Origin of the sequence: Paenibacillus yonginensis (assembly GCF_001685395.1) — a bacterium.
Taxonomy (GTDB): domain Bacteria; phylum Bacillota; class Bacilli; order Paenibacillales; family Paenibacillaceae; genus Fontibacillus; species Fontibacillus yonginensis.
This window is the reverse complement of record NZ_CP014167.1, coordinates 3,921,098-3,947,880: the sequence shown is the minus strand read 5'-3', so window position 1 is coordinate 3,947,880 and position 26,783 is coordinate 3,921,098. Positions and strand designations below refer to the sequence as shown.

Annotated in this window: 17 protein-coding genes and 3 riboswitches; of the genes, 10 read left to right on the top strand and 7 right to left on the bottom strand. The window is 51.4% G+C overall.

The window, feature by feature from the left end:
• The first annotated feature begins 54 nt into the window (after positions 1 to 54).
• From AWM70_RS17945 to thrS, 8 genes are all read left to right on the top strand, one after another.
• Positions 55 to 894, top strand: coding sequence for an aldo/keto reductase (locus tag AWM70_RS17945; RefSeq protein WP_068698688.1), 840 nt, complete (start codon positions 55 to 57; stop codon positions 892 to 894).
• 141 nt (positions 895 to 1,035) lie between these two features.
• Complete coding sequence (locus tag AWM70_RS17940; RefSeq protein ID WP_068698686.1) at positions 1,036 to 1,773, top strand: PspA/IM30 family protein; 738 nt, start codon at positions 1,036 to 1,038, stop codon at positions 1,771 to 1,773.
• 29 nt (positions 1,774 to 1,802) lie between these two features.
• On the top strand, positions 1,803 to 2,837 hold the full coding sequence (locus tag AWM70_RS17935; RefSeq protein ID WP_068698684.1) for a TFIIB-type zinc ribbon-containing protein: 1,035 nt from the start codon (positions 1,803 to 1,805) through the stop codon (positions 2,835 to 2,837).
• A gap of 14 nt (positions 2,838 to 2,851) precedes the next feature.
• A complete protein-coding gene (locus tag AWM70_RS17930; protein WP_068700827.1) occupies positions 2,852 to 3,661 on the top strand; it encodes a TPM domain-containing protein in 810 nt (269 codons plus the stop codon).
• 39 nt (positions 3,662 to 3,700) lie between these two features.
• Positions 3,701 to 4,777, top strand: coding sequence for an SPFH domain-containing protein (locus tag AWM70_RS17925; protein ID WP_068698682.1), 1,077 nt, complete (start codon positions 3,701 to 3,703; stop codon positions 4,775 to 4,777).
• A 279-nt stretch (positions 4,778 to 5,056) separates the two neighbouring features.
• Positions 5,057 to 7,846, top strand: a complete 2,790-nt coding sequence (locus tag AWM70_RS17920; RefSeq protein ID WP_068698680.1) for a glycoside hydrolase family 3 protein — start codon at positions 5,057 to 5,059, stop codon at positions 7,844 to 7,846.
• A 479-nt stretch (positions 7,847 to 8,325) separates the two neighbouring features.
• Positions 8,326 to 9,807, top strand: a complete 1,482-nt coding sequence (locus tag AWM70_RS17915; RefSeq protein WP_068698678.1) for a chitinase — start codon at positions 8,326 to 8,328, stop codon at positions 9,805 to 9,807.
• Positions 9,808 to 10,728: 921 nt separating this feature from the next.
• The gene (gene thrS / locus AWM70_RS17905; protein WP_068698674.1) at positions 10,729 to 12,471 is read left to right on the top strand and encodes a threonine--tRNA ligase; all 1,743 of its coding nucleotides are present in this window, start codon (positions 10,729 to 10,731) and stop codon (positions 12,469 to 12,471) included.
• Positions 12,472 to 12,573: 102 nt separating this feature from the next.
• Here the strand turns inward: thrS and AWM70_RS17900 are convergent, their stop codons facing one another.
• Positions 12,574 to 13,458, bottom strand: a complete 885-nt coding sequence (locus AWM70_RS17900; RefSeq protein ID WP_068698672.1) for a LysR family transcriptional regulator — start codon at positions 13,456 to 13,458, stop codon at positions 12,574 to 12,576.
• 197 nt (positions 13,459 to 13,655) lie between these two features.
• Between AWM70_RS17900 and AWM70_RS17895 the strand changes: the two genes are divergently transcribed.
• The gene (locus AWM70_RS17895) at positions 13,656 to 14,855 is read left to right on the top strand and encodes an MFS transporter (protein WP_169823470.1); all 1,200 of its coding nucleotides are present in this window, start codon (positions 13,656 to 13,658) and stop codon (positions 14,853 to 14,855) included.
• Between the two features lie 227 nt (positions 14,856 to 15,082).
• Here the strand turns inward: AWM70_RS17895 and AWM70_RS17890 are convergent, their stop codons facing one another.
• The gene (locus AWM70_RS17890; RefSeq protein WP_068698668.1) at positions 15,083 to 15,439 is read right to left on the bottom strand and encodes a DUF1304 domain-containing protein; all 357 of its coding nucleotides are present in this window, start codon (positions 15,437 to 15,439) and stop codon (positions 15,083 to 15,085) included.
• A 411-nt stretch (positions 15,440 to 15,850) separates the two neighbouring features.
• Positions 15,851 to 15,949, top strand: a riboswitch (cyclic di-GMP riboswitch).
• A 69-nt stretch (positions 15,950 to 16,018) separates the two neighbouring features.
• Between AWM70_RS17890 and AWM70_RS17885 the strand changes: the two genes are divergently transcribed.
• Complete coding sequence (locus AWM70_RS17885; RefSeq protein ID WP_068698666.1) at positions 16,019 to 20,026, top strand: S-layer homology domain-containing protein; 4,008 nt, start codon at positions 16,019 to 16,021, stop codon at positions 20,024 to 20,026.
• A gap of 231 nt (positions 20,027 to 20,257) precedes the next feature.
• Here the strand turns inward: AWM70_RS17885 and AWM70_RS17880 are convergent, their stop codons facing one another.
• The 5 genes from AWM70_RS17880 to udk form a co-directional block, all read right to left on the bottom strand.
• Entirely contained in the window at positions 20,258 to 20,920 is a 663-nt protein-coding gene (locus AWM70_RS17880; protein WP_068698664.1) for an anthrax toxin lethal factor-related metalloendopeptidase, read from the bottom strand.
• A 42-nt stretch (positions 20,921 to 20,962) separates the two neighbouring features.
• Positions 20,963 to 21,050, bottom strand: a riboswitch (cyclic di-GMP riboswitch).
• Positions 21,051 to 21,194: 144 nt separating this feature from the next.
• Positions 21,195 to 21,278, bottom strand: a riboswitch (cyclic di-GMP riboswitch).
• 241 nt (positions 21,279 to 21,519) lie between these two features.
• Positions 21,520 to 21,789, bottom strand: coding sequence for a DUF2188 domain-containing protein (locus tag AWM70_RS17875; RefSeq protein ID WP_068698662.1), 270 nt, complete (start codon positions 21,787 to 21,789; stop codon positions 21,520 to 21,522).
• 412 nt (positions 21,790 to 22,201) lie between these two features.
• Positions 22,202 to 25,297 (bottom strand): MMPL family transporter, encoded by a 3,096-nt coding sequence (locus tag AWM70_RS17870; RefSeq protein ID WP_068698660.1) that lies wholly within the window; start codon positions 25,295 to 25,297, stop codon positions 22,202 to 22,204.
• A complete protein-coding gene (locus tag AWM70_RS17865) occupies positions 25,290 to 25,934 on the bottom strand; it encodes a TetR/AcrR family transcriptional regulator (RefSeq protein ID WP_068698658.1) in 645 nt (214 codons plus the stop codon). The genes AWM70_RS17870 and AWM70_RS17865 overlap by 8 nt, the downstream gene beginning before the upstream one ends.
• Before the next feature lie 190 nt (positions 25,935 to 26,124).
• The gene (gene udk, locus AWM70_RS17860) at positions 26,125 to 26,760 is read right to left on the bottom strand and encodes a uridine kinase (protein ID WP_068698656.1); all 636 of its coding nucleotides are present in this window, start codon (positions 26,758 to 26,760) and stop codon (positions 26,125 to 26,127) included.
• Between the last annotated feature and the right edge of the window lie 23 nt (positions 26,761 to 26,783).

Sequence of the window (26,783 nt, the reverse complement as noted above, 5' to 3'; positions counted from 1 at the left end):
AAGAGTAGTAGAAGACTAAGATCAATGGAGCACACTGAATGAGGAGGCATGGACATGAACCCGATTCCTGAAATTGTACTCAACGACGGCTTGAAAATTCCACAGATCGGCCTTGGCACGTATACGCTAAAAGGCAGAGACGGAGCAAAGTCAATGGCCGGGGCGATTGATGCCGGCTACCGGCTGCTGGACAGCGCATTTAATTATGAAAATGAAGGTGCACTTGGCGAAGCGATTCGCCTCAGCTCCGTTCCGCGCGAAGAGCTGTTGATCTGCTCCAAGCTGCCAGGCCGCCGCCAGGCTTATGACCAGGCGCTGGTGACCATTGAGGAGTCCCTGTACCGCGCCGGATTGGACTATTATGATCTTTATTTGATCCATTGGCCGAATCCGAAGACGGACCGGTACGTGGAGGCTTGGCAGGCGATGATCGAAGCCAAGAAACGGGGCTATATCCGCTCCATCGGCGTCTGCAATTTCCTGCCGGAGCATAACGAGCGGATTATCAAGGAGACAGGTGTAGCTCCAAGCCTCAATCAGGTGGAGCTGCATCCGTTTTTTGACCAGGCTTACCAGCGGGAGAAAGATGCGGAACACGGCATCGTAACCGAATCGTGGAGCCCGCTGGGACGCGGGCACAGTATTTTGCAGGACGAACAAATCGGCAAAATCGCCGCCGCCCACGGCAAAACGAACACGCAGATCATCCTGCGCTGGCATATCCAACTGGGAGCGGTTCCGATCCCGAAAGCGGGCTTGCTTGAGCATCAGGTCGAGAATCTGAGCATTTTTGACTTCGAGCTGTCCAATGCGGAAATGGACGTTATTTCAAGCTTTAACCGGGAAGACGGCCGGCTGTGGGGACAGGATCCTGCGGAATATGAGGAATTTTGACTCCTAGATAGGCATTTTTGCTAGGCAGAATCTAAGCCATCATTCGTAAAAGGATGATGGCTTTTTGGTCAAAATGAAACCTTAGCCGCCTTTTTCATGTATTATAAGAATACATGAAATTGATCGAGGAGGAAGCGCCGAATGGGGATCCTGTCGAGATTTCGCCAAGTGATGAAGATGAATGTGAACGCTTTATTGGACAAAGCAGCGGATCCGGAGCAGGAAGCTGACGCTTACATGCGCAGCTTGAGCAGCGATCTGGGGCAGCTGGAGGCCGAAACCGCTGCCGTACAGGCGGATGAACGGAGAGCCCGCCAGGCCCTGGATGAAGCTCAAGCGGAGATCCGTAAGCTGCAGCGTTACGCCGAGAAGTCGGTGGAAGCAGGCCGGGAGGAAGATGCGCTGGACTTTCTGAAGCGCAAGACGGATAGGGAAGAGAAGCTGATCGGGCTTCGCGCGGCTTATGACCAGGCGGCAGCCCAAGCAGAAGGCATGAAGCGGATGAAGGAGAAGCTGCTGGCCGATCTGAACCGGCTGGAGGCGCGCCGGGCCGATCTGAAGGGCAAGCTGGCGGAGGCCAAGTTCCAGCAGCGCTTGAACGAATCCGGCGGAGCAAATTCGGCCTTCAAAGCGCTGGAAGAGAAGGCCGATCTGGCCTTGAACGAGGCTCTTGCCCTGGCAGAGCTGAGGGGCGGCGCCGAGGAGGACGATCTGGACACGCTGATTGCCAAGCTGGAGCAGACGGAGGGCGTTCCAGACAGCCGTTCGCCCGGGAGTTCAGACGATGATAAACCGTCTTCCTCCAATGGGGAGACCCCTGTGGCAAGTCCGGAAGAAGAGCTGGCTGCTATCAAAGAGAAACTGAACCGAAAGGAATAATCCTTCTTTGGTTCCAAAGAGGTGAGATTGTGCCGGTAATTGAATACAAATGTCCGAACTGCGGGAGCGGAATGGTGTTCGACAGCGCGACCGGAATGCTTTCCTGTCCCAGCTGCGGCAGGCAGGATAATATCGAACAGCTCCAGGACCCTTTGACGCAGACCGTATTTACGGAAGAAGACCAGGCTCAGGAATACCACTGCACCAGCTGCGGGGCGGTAATCATCACCGATGCGGACACCAGCGCGACAACCTGCAGCTTCTGTGGCTCGGCGGTTGTGCTGGGCGACCGTTTGACCGGGGATTTGGCCCCGGCGCTGGTCATACCTTTTTCCATCAGCAAAGAAGAGGCTATGAAGGCCTTCAAGAAATGGTGCAAGAACGGGCTGCTGACGCCAAACGGATTCATGACAGCCGACCGGGTCAAAAGCATAACCGGCATTTACGTTCCCTTCTGGCTGTATGAGCTTCATAACAACGTGGAAGTGCAGGGCCATGCTACCCGGGTCAGAACCTATACCAGGGGCGATTATCAGATTACGGAAACCCAGCATTTTGAAGTCTATCGGCGGCTGAAGCTTAATTACAAACGGGTCCCGGTGGATGCCTCCAAGAAGATGAACGATGGGCTGATGGATAAGCTGGAGCCATTCCCTTATGGGGAGATGAAGGATTTCAAGACGCCTTACCTGGCCGGATTCATCGCTGAAAAATACAGCTTTGACGATGGAGAACTTCTCCCCCGCGCCAAAGAGAAAATAAGAGGATACATCGAATCCGCGATTTCGTCTTCCGTGTCGGGGTATACAACCGTTAATTATACGAACAAAAATATCGACACCTCGCTGAAGCAGTCGGATTATGCCCTGCTGCCGGTCTGGATGGTGTATTACGATTTCAACAAGCAGCAGCATACGTTTGCGATGAACGGACAAACGGGCAAGGTTGTAGGCAAACCGCCGATCAGCAAAGCGAAGGTGACAGCCTGGTTTGCAGGCGTCTCCTGCGTTTCCCTGGTGGCGCTGAAGCTGTTATCCCTGGTGTTGGGAGGCGGGTTCCTGTGAATAAGCATACGCACATGAACAAGAACAGGTACAAGAACACCAGCATGTGGCTGCTTCTGCTTCTTGTATGGGTGGCGGCAGGTCTTCCTTTTCAGCACGCGTCCGCAGCTTCCGAAGGGAATGCGAACAAGTCGCTTATTTATGATGAGGCACATTTGCTGACCGCGGAGCAGACCAAGGAGCTTAACGAGCTGGCTCTCCGTTACGGAGCGGAGCGTGAAACGGACTTTATTATTTTTACTACCGATAATCCCGAGAATCTGGACGTTGTGGATCTGACGGAGAATTTCTACGACGAGAAGGCGCCGGGGTACGATAAATCCCATGGCAATGCGGCAATTCTGACGCTGGATATGAGGAACAGGGACGTTTATCTGGCCGGATTCTATAAAGCGGAGGAAAGGTTGGATGACGGACGGCTGCAAAAGATTCGCAGCAAGATTACGCCGGATCTAACCGAAGGGAATTATGCGGATGCATTTGAAACGTACATCAAGACCGCATACAAATATATGGGCTTCAAGCCGGGGGTGAATCCGGACAATATTTTGTTTAACGGGTGGTTCCAGCTCGGCGTGGCCGTTGTTATCGGCGGTATCGTGGTTGGCATCATGGCATACCGTTCAGGCGGAACCGTTACCGTGAACCGGATGACTTATGAAGATGCGGCGACATCGGGTGTTCTTGCCCAAGAAGACCGTTATATCCGGACGACTACGACAAGGCGGAAGATTGAGCGGCAATCCAGCGGCTCAGGCGGAGGCGGTGGAGGCGGCAGAACCGGCGGCGGGCATTCGCATAGTGGAAGCCGGGGTTCTTTTTAAGGCGGAGGACGACTTACACAGGGAAAGGTGGAGGATGAAATGGGCTTCTTTAAAAACCAGTTCTCAAATGTTGTGGAATGGGAAGAGTTCCGCGACGATATGATCTTTTGGAAATGGAGCAACCGGGAGATTAAGAAGGGCAGTAAGCTGATCATCCGCTCCGGCCAGGATGCCGTGTTTATTAACAATGGCAAAATTGAGGGCATTTTTGAAAAAGAAGGCGTCTATAACGTGGACTCGGACATCATTCCTTTTCTCTCCACGTTAAAGGGCTTTAAATTCGGCTTCAACAGCGGCATGAGAGTTGAAGTGCTGTTCGTGAATACGAAGGAGTTCACGGTCAGATGGGGCACGCAAAGCCCGATTCTGATCCCGACGCCGCAGCTGCCAGGCGGCATGCCGATTCGGGCCAACGGCACGTTCAACTTCAAGGTGAATGATTATGTGACGCTGATTGACAAGATCGCCGGCATCAAGGAAAGCTACCTGGTCGATGACGTCAAGGTGCGGATCACCTCGGTGCTGAACCAGCTGCTGATGAAGTGGATCAGCAAAGAAGGCAAAGACATGTTTAATCTGCAGGCTAACGCTGATGCGATTGCGGCAGGGATCCGCGAGGATTTGGATATGCAGATCATGGGTGACGGCCTGACGGTGACCGGCTTTCAGGTGATGAGCTTCAATTATCCGGCTGAAATTCAGGAGATGATTACGAAAAATGCTTCCTACCAGATGATCGGCGATCTGCAGAAATACCAGCAGGTCAGCATGACCGACGGCATCGCTTCCGGCAAGGTTGCGGGCGGCGGTGCGGCGTCTGACATGGCCGGCATGATGATGGGCATGAATATGGCGAATGAAATGCTGAAGAACATGAACGGCGGTCAAAGCCAAGGCCAAGGTCAAGGCCAGAACGCTGGACAGAATGCAGGTCAAAATCAAAGCCAGAATCAAAGCCAGACTCAAGGCCCGGCAAGCCAGCCGTCTTCTCAGCAGCCACCTGCGGCACCCGCTGCAGCTTCCGGCAGCGTCAAACGGCCGAATTTCTGCCCGAACTGCGGAGCGAAGAATGAAGGTGCCAATTTCTGCCCGAATTGCGGTCAGAAACTGGTTTAACCCGCGTTTTTCGGGAGGATCGAGTTCGTTTAGGCTTTGGTCACTAAAAGTTCTTTGAATAGGTGCTTGTGGGAAATTCCGTGACAGATTATGCTGGTAACATAAGCTGTACGGATTTCCTGCTCATAAAATAAAATCGATTTCATTCAAACCGGTCCTAAATAAAATCGATTTCATCGATTTAGGGCAACCACTCGGTTGAAGAGAGAGAGAATACCGCCTATAAATTAGCTATGAGCAACGAATCGTTCAGTATTTTATTACTTGGAGGGGAACATATTGAGCAAGAAGCTAATCGGAGTTCCATTGGAAGGTTTCGCAGAATTTAGCCGAAAGGTAGCGGCTGACGGCGCCGTGTTGCTGAAGAATGAAGGGCAGGTCCTTCCGCTTGGCAATGGTGAAAGCGTATCCGTATTTGGACGTACCCAAATTAACTATTACCGCAGTGGCACAGGGTCAGGCGGCAGCGTAAATGTGGCTTACACCACCAACCTGCTCGACGGGCTGCGTTCGAAGACCAACTTGAAGGTCGATGAAGAGCTTGCAGCGGTTTATGAGAAATGGATCGAGCAGAACCCGTTTGACAACGGCGGAGGCGGCTGGGCGGCCGAACCTTGGCACCAGAAGGAAATGCCGCTGAGCGACGAGCTTGTAGCCGAGGCCAGAACCCGCTCGCAGAAGGCGGTTATAGTGATTGGACGCACGGCTGGCGAGGACCAGGACAATGCCGGCGAACCCGGCAGTTATCTGCTCACCGCGGATGAACTGGACATGATCAAGAAAGTTACGTCCCATTTCGAGCAAACGGTGGTAGTGCTTAATGTATCCAATATTATTGACATGAGCTGGGTGAACGACAGCAGCTATATCCATCCGATCTCCACTGTCATTTATTCCTGGCATGGAGGCATGGAGGGCGGCAATGCGATTGCAGACGTGCTGTCCGGCGAAGTAACGCCAAGCGGTAAACTGACCGATACGATTGCTTATTCGCTTGAGGATTATCCGTCTACACAGAACTATGGAAATGAATTCAAGAACCTTTATCAGGAGGACATTTACGTAGGTTATCGTTATTTCGAAACCTTCTGCCCGGATAAAGTCCAATACGAATTCGGGTTTGGTCTATCCTACACTACATTTGACGTGAAGCCAGAGGCAGCCAAAGTGGTTACCCGGGGCGGAGCGCCGTATATCGAAGCAACTGTCAACGTAACGAACACGGGCAGCACTTTTGCAGGCAAAGAAGTAGTTCAGCTATATTATGAAGCTCCTCAAGGGAAGCTGGGCCAGCCGGCCAAAGCGCTTGCAGCCTTCGGCAAAACCAACCTTCTCCAGCCCGGCGAATCGCAGAAGCTGACGATCAGCTTCCCGGTAACACGTATGGCTTCCTACGACGATGCCGGGGTAACGGGACACCCTTACGCTTATGTGCTGGAAGAGGGAACTTATCGCATTTTTGCCGGCACCAGTGTGAAAAAGCTGTCCGAGGTGGCTGTAGACGGCCAAACCGGTTATGTAGTGGAGTCGCTCCAGGTGATCGAACAGCTCCAGCAGGCGCTTGCGCCGACCGAGGATTTTACGCGTATGAAGCCAGGCAGCCGCAAAGCCGACGGCACCTATGAGCTGGAATACACTGAAGTTCCAAAGCTGCAATTCTCGCTGGCCGAGCGGATTGAGAAGAACCTTCCACAGTCGCTTGAGTACACAGGCGACCAAGGCTACAAGCTGCAGGATGTGCTGGACGGCAAAGTCAGCATGGAGACCTTCATTGCCCAGCTGAGCGATGAGGATCTGATGGCCATCGTACGCGGAGAAGGCATGAGCAGCCCGCGGGTTACGCCGGGAACGGCTTCGGCGTTCGGCGGAGTCAGCGAGCCGCTTCAAGGCTTCGGCATTCCTGTCGGCTGTACGGCGGACGGCCCTTCCGGCATCCGGATGGACAGCGGAGACAAAGCAACCCAGGTTTCGATCGGCACTTTGCTGGCAGCTACCTGGGATACAGCGCTGGTTGAGGAGCTCTATGTGCTTGAGGGACAGGAGCTGCTTCGCAACGAGATTGATACGCTGCTTGGACCTGGCCTGAACATCCGCCGAAGCCCGCTGAACGGGCGGAACTTTGAGTATTTTTCCGAAGATCCGCTGATTTCCGGTTTGTTTGCTACAGCTTGCGTGAATGGCATCAAGAAAGGCGGCTCCAACGCTACATTGAAGCATTTTGCCTGCAATAACCAGGAGAAATACCGGACCAAGGTAGATGCCGTGGTCTCTGAACGGGCTTTGCGCGAGATTTACCTGAAAGGCTTTGAAATTGCCGTCAAGGAAAGCGGAGCCAATTCCATCATGACCTCTTATAATCCGGTGAACGGTCACTGGGCGGCTTCCAACTACGACCTGAATACCACAATTCTTCGCGGCGAGTGGGGATATACCGGTATTGTGATGACGGACTGGTGGGCGGTTATGAATGATACGGTGAATGGTGGACCGGCAAGCCGTCAATTCACCAATTTCATGGTTCGCGCTCAGAACGATTTGTACATGGTTGTGGCCAACTATGGCGCGGAGACGAATGTCTGGGACGATAACTCCAGCGAATCGCTGAAGAACGGTACCTTGACCCGTGGAGAGCTGCAGCGTTCGGCTATGAACATCTGCCGCTTCCTGATGCATGCTCCGGTCTTCTCCAGAGACTGGCAGGCAACAGACGAAGAGTTGAAGTCCTTTAAAGCGGATGCCAGCCTTGCGCCTGAACAGGTTCAGGTTGTAGCGGAAGAGACCGCGGTGGCAACGGAGACAGAAGGAACGACCTATATCCGGGTTGAAGAAGCCGGTAAATACCGTCTCTACGCCGGTCTCATGTCTGCGGAATCGGATCAGGCTCAAAGCGCATGCAATTTGATTTTGAACGGGCAGGCGGTAACGACCATTCAATCGAACGGCACCAATGCCAACTGGATCAAGCAGACTCTGGTGCATGTTGTCCTGGAAGCCGGCGTATACGAAATGAAGCTGGAGCTAACCAAACCAGGCCTGCAAATTAACACGATCTATTTCAAACGGATCTAAGAGATACAAATCTGAATTTTGATTGGAATTGGGGTAAAGTAGCGAGAAAGAGCGGGTTCCTATGGGGATCTGCTCTTTCTTTATTTTTTATGCTGCTCAGGACCGAGCTTGGGCAGGGGATGAAATCTTCTTGTTCCGGTTCTAAAGGAGTAGGATCGCATGAATTTATCCCTATCCATAAAATTACAATTATGTTATATTAACTCCGAAAAAATGGAAAATATCTTCTAGTAACTCTTCGTAAAATACTCTTGATAATTCTCCCAATACTCTTTCCGCAATTAATCCGACTAGGGTCTCTTATTTTGGTTTTGGCTGCTTGAATTGCCTGTTCTGCGTTTCTCCCGGTTGTTTCCTTTTGCTGCTAGATGGCTCCCTATATCCGTATTTTGCTGGATTTTACGCGCTTAAACTCTAGTAAAGGAGGTGAGCTTTGGTTTGTCCGGCGGTTAATGCACATTCATAAAGGAGGAGAATCTATGAATAAGAAGCTTTTCCCTCAAAAGTTGTCTTTCAAAGGTCTTTTTCTTCCGCTTGTCCTCGTTTTTACGATGATTTTTGGCGTGCTGGGCGCAGACGTTGCATCTGCTGCGGATCGGGGGGCCTGGGCCCCAAACGTTTCCTATGCGGTTAATGATATGGTTACCTATAACGGCAGTACGTACAAAGCCATTCAAGCGCATACCTCGCTGGTTGGCTGGGAGCCGCCTAATGTTCCGGCCCTGTGGCAGCTAACCCAAAGCGGCGGAGGTGGAGGCGGAAGCGATACGCAGGCGCCTTCGGCCCCCTCTAACCTGAGGGTGACCGGCACCACCTCCTCCAGCGTTTCGTTAAGCTGGAACGCCTCAACCGATAATATAGGGGTAACGGGGTATGACGTTTACCGGAATGGCTCGGTTGTTCAGACTGTAACGGGCACGTCCGTAACGGTTACGGGGCTGGCTGCGGCTACGGCCTATACGTTTAAGGTAACGGCCAAAGATGCCGCAGGCAACGTTTCCGCGGCGAGCGGAACGGTCAGCGCCACAACCGCCGCGAACGGCGGAGGCGGAGGCGGCGGAACGCTGCCTAAACATATCCTGACCGGCTACTGGCAAAATTTCGTCAACGGAGCAACCCCGTTGAAACTTAGCGCGGTGCCAAATGATTATGACCTGATCGTGCTGGCTTTTGCCGAAATGGATACTGCCAGACCAGGCGCCGTTAAATTCGGCGTGGATTCCTCTTTGTCTTCTGCGCTGGGCGGCTATTCGGATGCCAATCTCATCAGCGACATTCAGGCCAAACATGCGGCAGGCAAGAAGGTGATCCTCTCGATCGGTGGGGAGCAGGGCAATATCAGTCTGGACAATGCTTCTCCTAACGTGGCTAATTTTGTGGACAGCATGTACAGCATCATCACCCGTTTTGGTCTGGACGGCATTGACATTGACTTGGAGCACGGCATGAACGTGCCGAACCTGACCTCGGCGATCCGGCAGCTGCAGCAAAGAGTAGGGCCTGGATTTATTTTGACTATGGCCCCGCAGACAATCGACATGCAAAGCCCAAATACGGCTTATATGCAGCTTTACAGCAACCTCAAAGACATCACGACGGTCATAAATGTGCAATATTATAACTCCGGCTGTATGCTGGGACGGGATGGAAAGTGCTACTCTCAAGGTACGGTGGAATTCCTCACCGCTCTGACCGACCTATCGCTGCAGTGGGTGGCGCCATCCCAGCTGGGGCTCGGCGTTCCAGCTACGGCTTCTGCGGCAGGCGGCGGTTACGTAGCTCCATCCGTGGTTAACGATGCCCTCCGCAGTTTGGCAAACGGCACGCAAAGCGGCAGCTATAAACCGGTTCAAGCGTACCCGAATATCCGCGGCGCGATGACCTGGTCCATCAACTGGGACGCTGCAAGCAGCTACAACTGGTCGAGAACCGTGAAGCCGGTCGTAAATGCTTTGCCGTAAAGGAGACCGGGCGTATAGCAGGCCATCTTTTTGATAACTTTAAAAAGAGGTTTGACAAAACCGGTCCCCTTGTTTATCATAATTTCCATATCAAGCTGAATAACAAAAGCTGGAATCAAGGACAAGAATTTATGCAGGATACCGATCAGAGAGAGGGGTCACCGGCTGAAAGCCCCTTCGGCAGTCGTATGGATTTACCGCCTTGTAGCTGCGTTTTTGAAACCACGAAGCTCTCGTGAGAGTAAGGGACGCCGGGAATTCCCGTTACAGAAGTTTAAGGATTCGCCGTAGCCCGGCGGATTGAATTTGGGTGGAACCACGAGCATGCTCGTCCCTTGCGGACAGCGTGCTCTTTTTTATTTTGGATACAAAAAGCTGAGATCAAGAACAAGAACCCATGCAGGATACCGATCAGAGAGAGGGGTCACCGGCTGAAAGCCCCTCCGGCAGTCGTATGGATTTACCGCCTTGTAGCTGCGTTTTTGAAACTGCGGAACACAGTGGGAGTAAGGGGCGCCGGGAATTCCCGTTACAGAAGTTTAAGGATTCGCCGAAGTCCGGCGGATTGAATTTGGGTGGAACCACGAGCATGCTCGTCCCTTGCGGACAGCATGCTCTTTTTTATTTTTATACAAAAATAGCTGAGATCAAGGACAAGAACCCATGCAGGATACCGATCAGAGAGAGGGGTCACCGGCTGAAAGCCCCTTCGGCAGTCGTATGGATTTACCGCCTTGTAGCTGCGTTTTTGAAACTGCAGAACCTTCCGCGGGAGTAAGGGACGCCGGGAATTCCCGTTACAGAAGGCAAAGGATTCGCCGAAGCCCGGCGGATTGAATTTGGGTGGAACCACGAGCACGCTCGTCCCTTGCGGACAGCGTGTTTTTTGTTCATCAAATATAAAATTGAGGAGTGTTGTTTATGAGTCATTTTGTTCAAGACCCGGCTAGTCCGGTTCGCAGTTATGCCGCCTTGCTGCTGGCAAGAGCCGTTCAGCAGGCATTTGCCGGAGGAAAATTAGGCCTGTTTGCTTTAACAAATCAAGGGTTTTATTATGACTTTGATTTGCCGAGCCCTTTAGGGGAAGAAGATTTGAAGATCATCGAGCAGCATATGGATGCTTTGGCGGCTGAAAAAGCCCCTTTCGGATACAGGGACATTTCGAAAGAGGAGGCTTTGCTGATCTTTGAGGCCAGGGAGGAGCGCTGGAAGGTGGAGTGGCTGAAGTCCCTTCCTGCTTCCGAGCCGGTTCTGCTGTTTGAGCAGTCGGGATTTGTAGACGTACTGGATATTCGTTATTCCGCAGTCCTAGCGGAGTGGTCGGCTTCGCAGAAACCCGTGTTCAAACTGCTGAACGTTTCAGGCGCCTATTGGGAGGGGGACAGCAGCAAACCGGTGCTCCAAAGAATTTATGGCGTGGCTTTTGAACATGGAAAAGAACTGCGGCGTTTTCTATCCCTCCAGGAGGAGGCGCAAAAACGGGACCACCGCAAGCTGGGGAAACAGCTGGAGTTGTTTATGTTTGCGGATGAGGCGCCGGGCATGCCTTTTTACCTGCCGAAAGGCACGCAGATGCGTAATGAGCTGGAGAACTTGTCCCGCCGGTATCTGAAGAAATACGGGTACGAAGAGGTTCGCACCCCTTTCATTATGAACAGGCAGATGTGGGAGCAGTCCGGGCATTGGGAGCATTACCGTGAAAATATGTATTTTTCGGAGATTGACCACCATCAATACGCCGTTAAACCGATGAACTGTCCCGGCCACATGCTGCTCTATAAAAATAAACGCCGCTCCTACAGGGATCTTCCGGTCCGGTATGCCGAATATGGCCAGGTTCATCGCTATGAATACAGCGGAGCGCTGAACGGATTGTTCCGGGTAAGGACTTTTTGCCAGGATGATGCGCATTTGTTTGTAACCCCTGAACAGGTTGAACAGGAGATCAAACGGACGCTGCAGATGATCCAGGAAATCTACGGCATCTTTGGTTTCGAATACAGCCTGGAGCTTTCCACACGCCCGGCCGATTCGATGGGTAGCGATGAGCAGTGGGAGCTGGCTGAGCAGGCGCTGGCCACGGTGCTGGATGAGCTAGAGCTGGACTACAGCTTAAATCCGGGAGACGGGGCTTTCTATGGACCCAAGATCGACTTTCATATCAAAGATGCTTTGGACAGAAGCCACCAGTGCGGCACGATCCAGCTAGATTTCCAGATGCCGGAGAAATTCGGCTTGTCCTATTACGATGAACGAAACGAGAGACAAACGCCTATCGTCATTCACCGCGCCGTATACGGTTCGATTGACCGTTTTCTCGGGATTTTGATCGAACATTACGGGGGCGTTTTCCCGGCATGGCTGGCTCCCGTTCAAGTGGCAGTGCTTCCGGTGGCCGAGACTCATGCCGCTTACGGGGAGGAAATTTGCCAAAAGCTTCGTTCAGCCGGAATCCGGGTAGAGCTGGACGAGCGAAATGAAAAGCTGGGGTACCGGATCCGGGAAGCCCAGCTGCAAAAAGTCCCTTATATGCTGATTGTGGGCGATGCAGAGCGGGAAGCCGGGCTGATCCAGGTCAGGGCTTTTGGGGAGCAGCGCCAGGAGTCGATGGATCTGGATGTTTTTATGGCCTCCCTTCAGCAGCGGATGGCGGAACAAAAGTAAGAAGGAGGCAGCCGGACAGCGGGTCATCTGGAAATAGGCAACAGGGCAGCGGGTCAGCAAGGAAACAGCGCAGCAGGGGCTGTACTAATTAAAGCCCGCCGATTAATGTCCCCCAAAAAACTCCACCGCAAACTCCCGGAAATGCAGCGCTGCCTGGGATAAATAATGCTTCCGATTCCAAGCGATGCCGAAGGTGCGCTGACAGCGCGGCTCGGTAATCTGCAGCTGTACGGTGCCTGGATTAAGAGCCCGGTTGCCTAAAGAAAGGGGCAGGGTAAAGGTAATCCCAAGTCCCATCTCCACCAGAGTCTGGATGGCGCTGACCTCCTCCAGCTCGAAGGCGACATGCGGCTCGAAGCCGGCCTGGCGGCAGAAGGCATCCGTGATTTCCCGGAAGTTGGTGCGGGCGGATAACGAGATGAAGGGTTCGTCCGCGGCCTCCCGCAGGGCAATCGACTTTCTGGACGCGAAGCGGTGCCCCTTGGGGACGGTGAGGCACAAGTCCTCTTCGGCAAGGGTCAGCCATTCGATGTCCGGGCCTGCCACCGGTGTAGAAGAGATGCAGAAGTCGATTTCGGCATTCTCCAGCTCACTGCGGATTTCGGCCGCCGAGCCGAGCTGGCGCTGAATGATGCGCACATGGGGATGCAGCGTCAGAAACTGCTTGAGCAGCGTGGGCAGCACGTAAGGGAGCGAGACGGCGATGCTGACCACGCCATGCTCCAGGCCGGCCATATCGCTCAGCTCGCGTTCTGCTTCCTCAAGCTCGAGGAAGGCCTGCTCGACCCTGCGCAGATACGTTTTCCCGAAGGCGTTCAGCTTGATTTGCCGCCCGTGCCGCTCAAACAGCGGCATGCCCAGCCTGTTTTCCAATCGTTGAATGGAGTTGCTTAGGGAAGGCTGCGAGACGTTTAATTCTTTGGCTGCTTTGGTGATATGTTCAAGCCGGGCGACGGTCTGAAAGTATTTCAGCTGTAGAAACTCCATGGGTAAAATCCTCTCTATCCATAACTTTGATGTAATGATTTAATTATAAAATAAGTATTATTTTTTATTAATATCCAAATTTATAATTATACAAGTATACAGAGAAAAGATAGAGACGGGAAATGGAGAGAATCAGCTTGATAAAAGAGAAAATCTGGACGAGGAGTTTTCTTGTCGTTTGTTTGAGCAGCTTTTTTATGTTTTTGACTTTTTATATTCTGGCTACGGCCTTTCCGCTGTACGTGAAAGACAGCCTTCATGGCAACGAACAGCAGATGGGCCTCGCCATTACAATTTACGTCATTGGGGGCGTGCTGCTGCGGCTTTTTTCCGGGCAGTGGGTAGACCGCTTCGGGAAAAAGAAAATGGCCGTCATTGGCATGATTGTTTTTCTGGCCGCCTGCTTAGCTTATTTCGGAGCCAAAGGCATCCTGCTGTTTCTGATCGTTCGCTTTGTGCACGGCATGAGCTACGCCGTTGCTTCGACGGCAACAAGCACAGCCGCGTCAGCCATGATTCCCGATTCACGCCAAGGCGAAGGCATGGGGTACTTCAGTATGTTTATGAGCATTGCAATGGTCATTGGGCCGGCGCTAGGACTTTTCCTCTGGAAGGATAAGAACGTCAATGTATTGCTGCTAGGTGTTGCGGTCATAGCGGCCTTGTCGCTGCTGTTTACGCTGCTGATCAAGCTGCCGCGCCGGGAGGGCGCCGTGGACAGCAGCAGTGTCGCTGAAACGGAAGCTGCCGGGCCCGAAACCTCAGGTGTCCCTGTCTCCACCGGGAAAAAACGGCTCGGCCTCAGCCAATTCATCGAACCCAAAGCGGTGCCGATTTCGCTCGTCGGATTTATTTTGGCCTTTTCCTACAGCTCTTTATCGGGTTTCATGTCCTCTTTCACGGCTGAAATTCATCAAACCAAGGTGACGAGTTATTTCTTTGTTGTGTTTGCGGTCATGATCGTGGCGTTCCGCCCTGTGATCGGTAAAATTTTTGACCGTTATAAAGAGCATTATTTGTATTATCCTGGAATCGTGCTGTTTGCGGTCGGCATGGTGGTCATGAGTCAGGCTCACTCGGCAGCCATGGTGCTGATTTCAGGTGTAGTGATGGGCATCGGCTATGGCGCCTTGCTGCCTTGCTTCCAAGCGCTTGCCTTAAAGCTTTCTCCGGCCCACCGGCGGGGCAGCGCTAACGGAACCTTTTTCCTGTTGTTCGATCTGGGTTACGGTTTGGGTTCCTATTTCATGGGAATGATTGCTTCTTACAGCGATTACCGGGTCATGTATCTGGTGGCTGGTTTAATTCCGTTGCTGTCCGTAGCGGTTTATTATATCCTGCACCACCGTCATGCGGCGAAACACGCAGTTCCAGGACAAGGGGCCAAGGCGGTTTAACGGTGTTGGACGATCTAAACCGCCGGATTTCCTGTGTCACCGCAACGTGTTTCGCAAAGCGTTGATATGGGCAAACCTGCTTAACTGACAATGGCTGCATAACTGCAGCTGCAACAAAAAACGGCGGAAACACTCCGATAAGGAGCTGTCCGCCGTTTTTTTCATGTGCGAGAATTCAGTTCAGCTGGCTTGATGCAAAAGCTTGAGAGCCATACGTTCGGAGCCTTTTACAGAAAAAGCACCGCCGCCAAAGCAAGTACAGCCGGCAGACCCTGCACCAGCAAAATGGACCTTTTGGCCGTAGCCCCGCCGTAGACCGCTGCTACGATGACGCAGATCAGGAAAAAAATCTCGATTTGCCGGCCTATGGCTGCATCCGGGTGAAGCATTCCCCAGAACAAACCGGCCGCCAGAAAGCCGTTATATAATCCCTGGTTAGCGGCCAAGGATTTGGAGGCCTCAGCCACCTCTTTGGTGGTACCAAAGGTTTTCATGCCTCTGGGGGTCGTCCACAGAAACATTTCCAAAACAAATATGTAAATATGTTCTACTGCTACTAAAGCTACCAGGATAAGAGCGATCAAGACTTCACCTCTTCATTCAAATTTATTCTATTTTAACGCAAAGATCGCCTCAGCAGTACAAAAAAGAGCCCGGTAAAGCTACCGTGGCTCCTTTTTTAAATTAGTTTCAAGTACAACAGCGCAGGATCCAGGCGCAAACCGGCCAGAAGTGCGGGCGGGAATCAGGGTTTTGGCGGCCTGTTATCCCTTAGAGGTACGAAAAAGATCGAAGTTTCGAAGAGGGAAATCAAAACTATTAAAAATTTTGTCGAAGTATAACTAAAAATTTGAACCAATTGACAGACTGTTTTTGTATGGTATATATTGGTTCAGACGGAATCTCCTTCTTTCTTTTTTCAATGGAGAATGTCACATTCCGGACTCTATCAGCCTATTAAATAGCCTTAGCCTTAAACGATAACGGTAATTCAATTACATATTTGGCACACTAACCGAAAGGTTAGCTCGCAAAGCCTCGGAATCTACAAGTCTTGACCCAGGTCTCTGACTCATGATCGTCCGGCTGCACTTAACATCGTTAATGCGGCCGGGCTTTTTTTGCGTTAGGGGAAGGAAAGGAACTTACATAAGGAGGCGTGTATGTACAAGTATTTCAAAGTTGTGATGTCGTGGATGTGCGTAGTACTGGTTTTTACAGGTTTTATTCCGGCCAATCTGTTCGTGGGTTCTGCGGCTGCGGCTTCAGGCGAACTGATTTGGCCAAATCCCGGAGCCATTAACTTGACCAAAACTGCTGTACCGGCAGGGGAGCAGGGGAAATGGAAAGTCACCTTGACGGTCGAGGGGAAAAATATCCAGACCAGCTCGGACGTAGTTCTGTTGATCGACAAATCGTCCAGTATGAGGGATGGCAGCCGGATGAACAGCGCCAAAACCGCAGCGAAGAAGTTTGTGGACAATCTGCTGATCAAGGATGCAAATACCAGAATCGCTTTGGTGACCTTTGGTACATCCGCTGCAAAACTTTCTGATTTTAAAGGGACTGACCAGAAGGCTGCATTAACCACTGAGATCAGTAAAATAAGTGCTGGGGATTATGGAAGGAATATTGAATATACCAATATTCAAAGCGGCCTCCGGGAAGCAGGGAATCTGCTGCAGGGAAGCACGGCTGACAATAAGGTCATTGTGCTGCTCAGTGACGGAGCACCTACGCGCAGCTACGAAGCAAAAAGTGCAGAGGCTTTTAATTGGCAGGGCGGGGAGTATGACTTCCGACTTTCTAACTTTGACTACTCCAGCGTGAAGGGCTCAAGCGGCGATTATGAACTCCCAAAAAAACAACAGTATACCCTTACCGGAGCAAATAAAAAGAAATATACAGTTTCGGATAATGGAATTCCAACTCTGTCCGAAGCTAAACTGATTCAGGATCAAGGATACGGCATTTACTCTATTGGCTTGGAGGTTGGGAAAGACGAGGATGCCCAGTACGTCTTAAATAACGTACAGAACCGGGGATACTTTTCCTCCAACAGCTCCGATCTGAGCAAGGTATTTGGGGAACTCTCCAGCAAAATCTCTTATGCAGCACAAGACGCCACAGTCATAGACCCTATGGGCGATATGTTTAATCTGGTTGGTGATCCTGTAGTTTCGCAAGGCGAAATTAAATGGGACAAGGGGAAAGAAACGTTTACCTGGATGATTGGAAACGTGATTGAAGGCGCTCCGGCGACTTTGACTTATACCGTCCAAATGGACCAGTCCAAAAATCCAAATCCAAACAACTTGTACCCGACGAATGGAACAACAACTATTTCCTATACCGATGTCAACGGTAAAGAAACCTCCAAGAACTTTGAGGTGCCTCAGGTCAGCTTCGGCAAGGGGTCCATTAAAGTCAAAGGTTATCATGTCAACGTGGAAGGCAAACCGGTAAATGCTGAAGGGGTAGTCGTAGACCGGCCTGACCTTGCGGAGCAGTTTTACAATGATCCTTTCTCTCAGAACGGGCAAGAATCGCTGGATATCGGAAAAACTTACTCCGTAACGGCTAAAGAGGTCAAAGGGTATCAGCTCAAAACGGGCGTCAGCCCAGCTGAAGTGACGTTGACGCTTAAAGAGCCCACCCAAACCGTGTGGTTTGGCTATGCCAACATGCCTAACAGCCTGAAGGTGGAATACAAAGCAGGCGAAACGGTTTTGGAACAAACACAGGAATTGCTGAAGGTACAAGGCGAAGCGGTAGACATCACTGCTAGAACCTTCGACGGTTACCGGCTAAAAGACGTACAGCTCAGTTCCGGCAGCGGGCTGATAGTCAAAGCCGATCATGTCACCGGCAGCATGCCTGATAACGATGTAACCATTACCTTTAACTATGAAGCGGCGCCGCAAAAGGTAACGGTGAAATATCTGGAGCGGGGGACAGACAAACCGCTTGCAGACGTAGACAGCTTTGACGGGGTTACGAATTCGGAAATAACGCTTCATCCTGCGGATGTTCCTGGCTATACAGCCGAGGAAACCTCCCATAGCTATAAATTCACATCCAGCGGCGCGCAGGAGTACGTGTTCTATTACACGGCCAATGAGCAGACCGTAACGGTAAAACATTTAGATGCTGAATCCAAAAAAGAGCTTGTGCCTTCCACGGAAGTGAAAGGCAGGACTGGCGAAACGGTTAACGTAACCGCGTTGGATCTTCAGGGCTATACGGCGACGAAATCAAAAGATACCTATACGATTACGGGAGACGGACCCAACGAGTACGTATTCTACTACACGGCAGCCGAGCAGTCCGTTACGGTGAAATATCTGGATAAAGACTCCGGAGCTGTACTGGCGAATGAGACGGTCAAATCCGGTTACCCTGGAGATACTCTGGAGCTGACTGCAGGCGAAATAGCCGGGTATACACCGGAAGAACCGGCTTACAGCTATACCATTACGACGGAAGAGGGGCAGCAGCATGTCTTCTACTACACGGCTAATGACCAATCCGTTACGGTTCAATATCTGGAGCGGGAAACCCTTAAACCTCTTGAGGACGAAACCATTGTCTCTGGTAAAACAAACCAGACAGTTAAATTGACGGCCATTGAGATTCCAGGCTACACGCCGGATTCATACACTATCAGCTACCAGCTGACTGCGCAGCCGTCTCAAGTTCAAGTGTTCTATTACACGAAAGACGTTCAGGAACCGGTACAGCGTACGGTAACCATTCATTATGTATACACGGATCCGGAAAGCGGGGAAGACATCTCTATTGCTGATCCTGCTGTCCAAACGGGGGCCGTAGGCGATGTGCTGCATTTAACGGCTGAGCCTATCACTGTTGATGATGTTGTTTATTCGCCGACCGTATTAAATTACGACTATACGATCGAGGATGTAGAAGATCAGCAATACACGTTCTATTATGAGCAAAAAGAAGCGGTAGACGTCCTCCAGCTGCTGGTCACCTTCCTGGACCGTAATACAGGAACCGAGCTTGGCACGGCCAGCTACCAAGGCCGCGAGCATGATATGATCGAAATCAAACCTGAGCCAATTACGGTAGAAGATGCTGTCTATAAACCAGAGCAGTCTCTTTACAGCTATACGTTTACAGGCGAGCCTAACCAGGAGTTCCAAGTCTATTACACGCTGGACGAGGAAACTGAGGAGCCGCCGGTAGCGGAAGATCAGCAAGTAACGGTAAGATACCTGCAGCAGGAGACAGGAGCAGTCTTGTCTGCACCAACGGTGAAAACGGGTAAACCGGGGGACACCCTTACTTTAACCGCTGCATCAATTTCCGGATACACGGCAGTGAACGCAGCGTACATCTATACATTTACGGATGCTGAGGGGCAGGAATACATTTTCTATTACACCAAAAATAGCACCCCGGTCGTCACGCCTCCTCCAACGACGGACAATAACGTGACACCTCTGCCGCCCGCACCGCCGGTGACGGCACTGCCTCCAGCACCGCCAACGCTGGATAAAGAGAACCATTATAATTACATCTTTGGTTATCCGGACGGCATGATCAAACCGCTGAATAATATCAGCAGAGAAGAAGTGGCGACTATCTTCTATCGTTTAATGGATGATGCAACGCGCAGTGATTATATGATCAATGATAGTTCCTTCTCGGATGTCGGCGATACCCGCTGGTCCAACAAAGCGATTGCTACCATGCAGAATGCGGGCATTATCACCGGTTATCTGAACGGCTCCTTCAAGCCGGGACAGGCGATTACCCGTGCCGAATTTGCGGCTATTGCCTCCAGATTCGATAATCTGGACGAGCAGGACAATGATTCATTCTCGGATATCAGCGGCCATTGGGCAGAGAAGTATATCGTTTCCGCCGCCAATAAGGGCTGGATCAAGGGTTACCCGGACGGCACCTTTAAGCCGGATCAATACATTACCCGCGCCGAAGCGATGGCCTTTATTAACAGCGTACTGAACCGCAAGGTTGCGGAAGAAGGCATCAGCGCAGACGCTAAAATGTGGCCGGATAACACGCCGGATAAATGGTATTACGAAGATGTGATTGAAGCGACCAACAACCACGATTACGGCCGGGACGAAGAGGGAGAATGGGAAATCTGGACAGAGGTTAAGCCAGCGCATATCTACCCCTAACAACTAGGTTCATTGCTTCAAACACCAGATCCTATAGTCCGAAAAATGCAGAAGGCACCTCTCTTAAGAGAGGTGCCTTTCTTGCGTGTAGGAATGACTGCTAAAGAAAACTTGGGAACTGCTAGTTATGATATTTAAGGTGAAGCTTATGGTTGATGCTGAAGTAAAGCTAAACTTGCTAACTTGCTTTTGACACTGCTTTATTGCTGCTTGAAGCTAAAGCGTCCAACCCTATTTGTTGAACAATTTATCGAAGAATGCGTAAGTTAACGGTGTACTATCTTTCAGCTGCTTACGAGTGTTGTCATTGTACACATACATGCTGGCGGCTTCCGCAAAATACTCTTCCGGGTATGCGGAGAAATAACCGTCGCCTTTGTAGTTTACGCTAGCTTCCTTGTTAAAGATATCCTTGAACTCTTGGGAGCTGCTAACCGTATTAAACACAAACCGGTCAACAGCATGCATAGTTTCGTGAATTTCAAGGTTAAACGAGTTGTGGCCTTTGCCCTTTTGGCTGTAGCCGATCCGGACTACCACGTCTTTCTCGCTGACGCCGGGAACGTCATCCCAGGTCAGGCCGGTTTTCTCCCAGCCTCTAGGCGTAACGCCTTTCAGATAATTTAGCTCCGGAACATTGGTGATGATGTCGTTGGTCAGGATGATCTTTACACCTTTGTCGTTCAAAGCTTTGAGGATGGGAGCAGGGATTCTTTGAATCCGTCCGATCATCGCCTGGGCTTCTTTGGTGTTGTAGCTTCCCGTAGGCAGCTGAATCATCGAGCTGATGAAGGAATTAGCGTCTTGGGCGTGAGCTGTTTTTGCAGGAATAAATCCAAGGATGGCGGTAAAAACAAGCAATACGGCAATCAGACTTCTTGTCCATTTCTTCATCAATAACATCCTCCCAAAGCCGGCGGCAAACCTGGCTTCTTTACTGGTAGCTGGCTAGCATGGCGATTGAATCGCTTTAGCTCCTGTAGCTTTGCGCCCACACCTTTCGATGAGTTTGCCTTTTTCAATACGGAGTGGAGAAGTTAATCGGAATTAGGTATCCAGCCCTAAGATACTCCAAACTTCTTATCCAAAAAAACTTCTGGCCCAAATAAAAAACCCTTCTTACCGAAATAAGAAGGGGTGAAATCAACGAATAAACGTTGCGCCTTATGTCGGTAACTGGCTGGCTTAGCGAATCGCTTTAGCCCCTGTAGTTTTGCGTCACCATCTTTCGATGGTTTTGCCTTTATCATTTTATTGGTTTATAGCTTTGGTAAATCTATGAAACTCATATCTAACCCCTATATTAGAACTGAATGCTAGGTTAGTCAATAGAAAATTAGGAAAAAAGAAGGACATCAAGGGGAGAATCTTTAGGAGTTATAGCAGGGGGCGTGCCGGCGGCTTCAAACAACCGATAAAAGCCGGGATCAGGGGTTCTCCTTGGTTCCCGGCTTTTATTGTTTTCTTATTATAATCCTGGTTCTACCAGACTATTATTTGTCCTGATAATTCAGCTGGTCTTCAATTCTGCCGTGCTCATTATGAAGAATGGCCATAGTACCGGCTTCTTCGGCACGTTTTTTCGCTTCATCTGCGGCCTCCGACTTGGAGTTTGTAGTGAATACAGGGCGGTCTTCGCCTTCCTTCTTCACGGCCCAGCCTCCTTCATCATGGGGAACAGCGTGGTAGCGGGCATTGTCGGTGCCTGCACGCTCCTCAAAGTAATCCTCGCGGTCGTTATGGTTCTGTCTTTGATCAGCCATCGAACAAACCTCCTTATTGTTCTTAGCGGCAACAGCTGTCCTTGCGCCGCCTCTATTTCATTACCCGATTCCCAGAGAGACAATCGTCTTCGGAGGTTATGGGAAGGTGGGGCGTTTGTTCTATGAAAATGGGTCTATTTAACGGTTCTAAAGCCTTCCTGGCCTAATCCGCTTGCAATTTACTCGTAGAATAATTGGATTCCACCTGGAAGTGTGCTTTGTATATGATGGGCTTTATTGAGTTGATCATCTCGCTTCTGAGGATTGCTGCGGTCAGACTGTTCCAGACGAAGGGAACTAATTGTTAATGAACAGAACATCCGGCTCCAAGTCCACAACTCGGCAATGGGATGAAAAAAGCAGTCTGTCCGGAATTTCCGGCAGACTGCTTTTTGGTCAACTGAACTTCGTTTTATTCGTGCGATTCCTGATTTTTGGCCTGCTTATCCTGCAGGAATCCTTGCACGGCCATTAGGGCCGGTACAAACATCGGCAGCAGAATGAAGGTCAGGACCACAAGGCCAACGATGACCGCTGCGGCGAGCTCGATCAGCAGCACGAGGCCGGACGGAATCAGTGTGGCGAAGGTACCGCCCAAAATAATCATCGCGGAGATGATAACGCCGCCGACGCCGCGGGCCGAGCGGACAATCGCTTCGCGGTGGTCTAGCACGCCGTATTCCTTGTAACGCATCATAAGGAAGATACTGTAGTCGACGCCGACCGCCACGATGATGATAAAGGAGAAGAACGGAACAAAGGAAGAAACGCCGTCCGCTCCAATGATATATTCCGTAACGAGCTTCGAGGCTCCCATCGCTACATAATAGGAAGCCACCAGCGACAATACGATGTATACGGCCGGCCAGAAGGAACGGATGACCAGCAGCAGAACCAGGAACACGCTGATGATGACAATAACCGCGGTGCTGTTAAAGGAAGCCACCTGAGCTTTGTTCATGTCGTACGTGGTCGAGCTTGGTCCTGTAGCTCCGTGTACGGCGCCGTCCAGAACCGTTCCGGCAAGGCCGGTATCGACGGTATCGTTGATTTTCTCAATAATATCAAGTGCTGCAGGCGAATAAGGATCTTCATTCAGGATGACAATCATTTTCGTTAAAGTCCGGTCTTCGGACATAAAGGCGTCTTCGGCTTTCTGGAACGATTCATTCGAAAGCGCCTCGCTAGGAATAAAGAACGTTTTGGTTGTGCCCATCTGGTTCAGGAAGCCGGCTGTTTTGCCCAGTCCGTCGGAGATGTCGCCGAGTCCCTGGCTGCTCTTCTGCAGTCCCGTCTTCAGCTGGCCCAGCCCGCCCGACAGTTTGCCGAGCCCGTTGTTCAGCTGCTCCTGGCCATTCTGAATATCGCCGAGCGCTTTATTCAGCTTAGCCATGTTGGCGGCGATTTCCTTGCTGCCGGAGCTGCCCTGCTTCAGGCCGTCAGCCAGCTTGCCGGCGCCTTGCTCGAGTTCGCCCAGCCCGCTAGAAATGCGGTCCAGTGCAGCGTCAAGCTGGCTTAAGCCGCCGGTTGCGCTGGCGAAGGAGGAGTTAAGCTGCTTGTAATTCTGCTGCAGCGTCGTCATGCCGCTGCTGATCGAAGCAAGCGCGGTAGACAGCTGTTGGCCGGTTGCCTTCAGCGTTGTATAATCCGCATCGCTTTGCAGCTCGGAATGGCTTGCGCCAAGCTTGTCGATCAAGCCGTTCATGGCGGTCAGGCCGCTTTGCACATCCGGCAGACCAGCGGCCAGCTTGTCGAAACCGCTTTGGGCGGAGGTGTAACCCTGCTGCAGCTGCTTCAAACCGGAGGACAGCTTGCCGGTTTGCGCCGTGATTTGCTTCATGCCGTCATGCAGTTTGGCAATACCCGCCTCGAGCTGTTCGGCGCCCGAAGCGCCATCGCCTACACCGGACGATACCTGGTTCAGTGCAGAAGTAATCTGCTCGTAGCCGTCTTTAACCTGCGCTGTACCGCTGACCAGCTGCGCGACCTGGGAGAAATCCTCGGTGCCGGTCAGGCCGTTCTGCATCTGGTCAAGACCGTTCTTGACCTGGTTGACACCGTCTTTGGAAGCGTCGATGCCTTTGGTCACTTCAGCTGTCTGGCTGCTGATGTAGAAGTCGTCGATCGGTTCCCCTTGCGGCTGGGTCACGCTGGAGACCGATTTGACGCCGGGGAGCTTTTTGATGCTGTTCGTTAAGCTGTCAATGACGCCAAATGCGTCGTTGTTGTCGAGTTTATTTTTGCCTTCGATGACCACTGTGGTCGGCAAAGCCTGGCCGCGTGTGAAATGCTCCGCGACAAGCCCAAATCCTTTGGTGGACGGGTAGTTGTCGCCAAGCTCGGCGATCTGGTCAAAGGAGAGCTTTTGGCCGCTGGTCAGGAATACAGGGACAAGCAATACGATAATGGCGATTACGGTAATAAAAGGCCGTTTGACCGATGAAGCCGCAAGACTGCCCATCAGGCGGTTTTCCTTGTGTCCGTTGACATTTTTGGATGGCCAGAAAAGCTTCGGTCCAAGGACCTTCAGAATAAACGGCGTCAGCGTAAAGATTTCAAGCACCAGGATCACGGCGCCGATGGCAACTACGTTGGCCGATTTGTAAATCCCGAAGTTTGAGAAGCTGAGGCAGGCGAATGCAAAGAAAATCGTCAGAATGCTGTAGAAGATCGTTTTGCCAGCCGTTTTGTACGAGATCAGAATCGCCTCGTCCGTGGATTTCCCATGGGCTAATTCCTCGCGGAAACGGTTAAAGAGCAGGATATTATAGTCTGTGCCTATCCCGAATAGAATAAGCACCAGCAGCATCTGCGTAACGCTGGTTACCGGGAAGTTCAGCTTATCAATGACCTGTGCGGCGATCCCCATGGATACTAGATAACACACCCCGACCGCCGCCAGCGAAACAAAAGGAACCACAACGGAACGGAACATGAGAATCAGCACGACCAGAATGAAAATAACGGTCAGAGCCGCACTTTTCTCCACTCCAGCGGTGGAAGCCTTCAGATAATCATTTTCGATAAAATCTTCGCCGCTCAGATAATAGGTTACTTTAACATCTTTCAGAGCCGAATCGAGCTGATCCTGGATTTCGTCCACGCTGCGGCCCTTGATGTCCAGGGTGAACGAAACCATCAAGGTCGTGTTGTCTTCGGACACCAGGGAAGATTTGGCTTCAGGCGAGGAGAAAGGGTCGATCAGATCGGTGATTCCGAGTTTTTCTTTCTGATCCCTCAAGGCTTGAACCCCGGCTTCAATATTGCTCATTTTCTCATTGGAGAGCTTATCTGCATCATAGAAGATCACAAGATCGCTCCGGCCCACTGTTTTGTTCATCTTCTGGAGCAGCTCGCCCGCTACTTTGGAGGGGCTGTCAGCCGACAGCGGATCCTGCCCGCGCTCATGCAAAATGTCATTAACATTCGGCGAAATCACGGTCAGCACAACCGCCAGCGCCAGCCACAGGACAAGAAGCGGCCAGCGCCACTGAATTATTTTACGCATGATGGTTTTCTCCTTCTCTCTCTTTGTACTCCTCCAGCAGCTGGTCAATTCCGCCGGAATAAACGGCGATCAGCCGATCCGTCAGAAGTCCGAGCGTCTTTGGCTCGGGGTTGTCGCGAATAATGAGCACGACGCCTTCAATTAAAGTGGAGCTGATCATTTTTACTTCGCGCTGTTCATAGTCCGTAAGGGTTCCGTTAGGTTTGGCCGCCGCAAACACTTTTAGCAGCAGGGTGTCCAAGAATAACGTAATTTCCTGCTTGATCCTTTCGTATTTCGAGCCTTCGCTGCGGCAGAGCAGCAGCATCAGCCCGGTGCCCGAAGCTTTGAGCAAGCCGACGAGGGCGTCCTCCACACGCTGCCAGAAATCGTTGGTGGCATTCTCGTCGGTGTTAACGTGCAGATCCACCGCCTGGAGATATTCGCTGGCGTAACTGCTGTACTGGCTGTAGACCGGGCCTACGATCGCGTCGAACAGCTCTTCCTTTCCGCTGAAATAGCGGTAAATGTTGCCGGTCGTCATGCCAGCTTCTTTGGCAATCCGGCGCATAGAGGCTTCCGCATAGCCATGCTGGCTAAACTCGGTTGTTGCGGCTTCCAGGATGGCATCCCGGACTTCTTCTTTTTGGGTTTGCATTAGTGAACACCTGTTTACTTTTGGGATATTTTATATTATAAATCCGTCTCGGCTTGGTTTGCAACTAAGTGTTTTGGTGACCATGGGAAAAGGAATAGCCCAGCGGGTCAAAAGGCATAAAAAAAGCCAAGCCGCTGGATTAATCCGGCAGCTTGGCTGAATGAATGGCCTTATTTGATTGCTTTAAAGCTTAAGCTTCGCCCCAGGCTCGGTCGCCCGAAAGATATTTTTCGGTCAGAATAGCCAGGAGCTGAATGCCGACCTCGTTATGGCCGCCTTCCGGAATAATCAGGTCCGCATATTTCTTCGACGGTTCGATAAAAGCTTCGTGCATCGGCTTCACGGTGGTCAAATATTGGTTGTGAATGGATTGGATCGTCCGTCCGCGTTCCTCAATGTCCCGCAGCACCCGGCGGAGAATACGCACGTCGGGATCGGTATCCACAAATACTTTGATGTCCAGCAGCTCGCGCAGCTTCTCGTCGGACAAGACGTGCAGCCCTTCGATAATAACGATATTATTCGGCTTAAGCTCAACGGATTTGTCCGTGGATCTTCCGTGTACGGTGAAATCATAAACCGGAGCCTGTGCCGGGCTCCCGGACTTAAGCTGTTTCAGGTGTTCGATCAGCAGCTCGTTGTCAAACGCAAACGGGTGGTCATAATTGATCAATTCGCGTTCCGACAAACTGAGGTGCGAATGATCCTTGTAATAGTTATCTTGCGATATAAAAGTCACTTTACCCGATCCCAAACGGTCGATTACGGAACGGGCTACCGTAGTTTTTCCTGAGCCGGTGCCGCCGGCAATACCAATAATAAGCATAACGCTCGAATACCCTCCCTAAG

Excerpts from the sequence above, each read along its gene's own strand:
- AWM70_RS17895 (WP_169823470.1), top strand. The coding sequence starts at position 13,656 with ATGTTTTTGACTTTTTATATTCTGGCTACGGCCTTTCCGCTGTACGTG.
- thrS (WP_068698674.1), top strand. The coding sequence starts at position 10,729 with ATGAGTCATTTTGTTCAAGACCCGGCTAGTCCGGTTCGCAGTTATGCC.
- AWM70_RS17885 (WP_068698666.1), top strand. The coding sequence starts at position 16,019 with ATGTACAAGTATTTCAAAGTTGTGATGTCGTGGATGTGCGTAGTACTG.
- AWM70_RS17940 (WP_068698686.1), top strand. The coding sequence starts at position 1,036 with ATGGGGATCCTGTCGAGATTTCGCCAAGTGATGAAGATGAATGTGAAC.
- AWM70_RS17900 (WP_068698672.1), bottom strand. The coding sequence starts at position 13,458 with ATGGAGTTTCTACAGCTGAAATACTTTCAGACCGTCGCCCGGCTTGAA.
- AWM70_RS17945 (WP_068698688.1), top strand. The coding sequence starts at position 55 with ATGAACCCGATTCCTGAAATTGTACTCAACGACGGCTTGAAAATTCCA.
- AWM70_RS17875 (WP_068698662.1), bottom strand. The coding sequence starts at position 21,789 with ATGGCTGATCAAAGACAGAACCATAACGACCGCGAGGATTACTTTGAG.
- AWM70_RS17930 (WP_068700827.1), top strand. The coding sequence starts at position 2,852 with ATGAACAAGAACAGGTACAAGAACACCAGCATGTGGCTGCTTCTGCTT.
- AWM70_RS17880 (WP_068698664.1), bottom strand. The coding sequence starts at position 20,920 with ATGAAGAAATGGACAAGAAGTCTGATTGCCGTATTGCTTGTTTTTACC.
- udk (WP_068698656.1), bottom strand. The coding sequence starts at position 26,760 with ATGCTTATTATTGGTATTGCCGGCGGCACCGGCTCAGGAAAAACTACG.
- AWM70_RS17865 (WP_068698658.1), bottom strand. The coding sequence starts at position 25,934 with ATGCAAACCCAAAAAGAAGAAGTCCGGGATGCCATCCTGGAAGCCGCA.
- AWM70_RS17925 (WP_068698682.1), top strand. The coding sequence starts at position 3,701 with ATGGGCTTCTTTAAAAACCAGTTCTCAAATGTTGTGGAATGGGAAGAG.
- AWM70_RS17870 (WP_068698660.1), bottom strand. The coding sequence starts at position 25,297 with ATGCGTAAAATAATTCAGTGGCGCTGGCCGCTTCTTGTCCTGTGGCTG.
- AWM70_RS17915 (WP_068698678.1), top strand. The coding sequence starts at position 8,326 with ATGAATAAGAAGCTTTTCCCTCAAAAGTTGTCTTTCAAAGGTCTTTTT.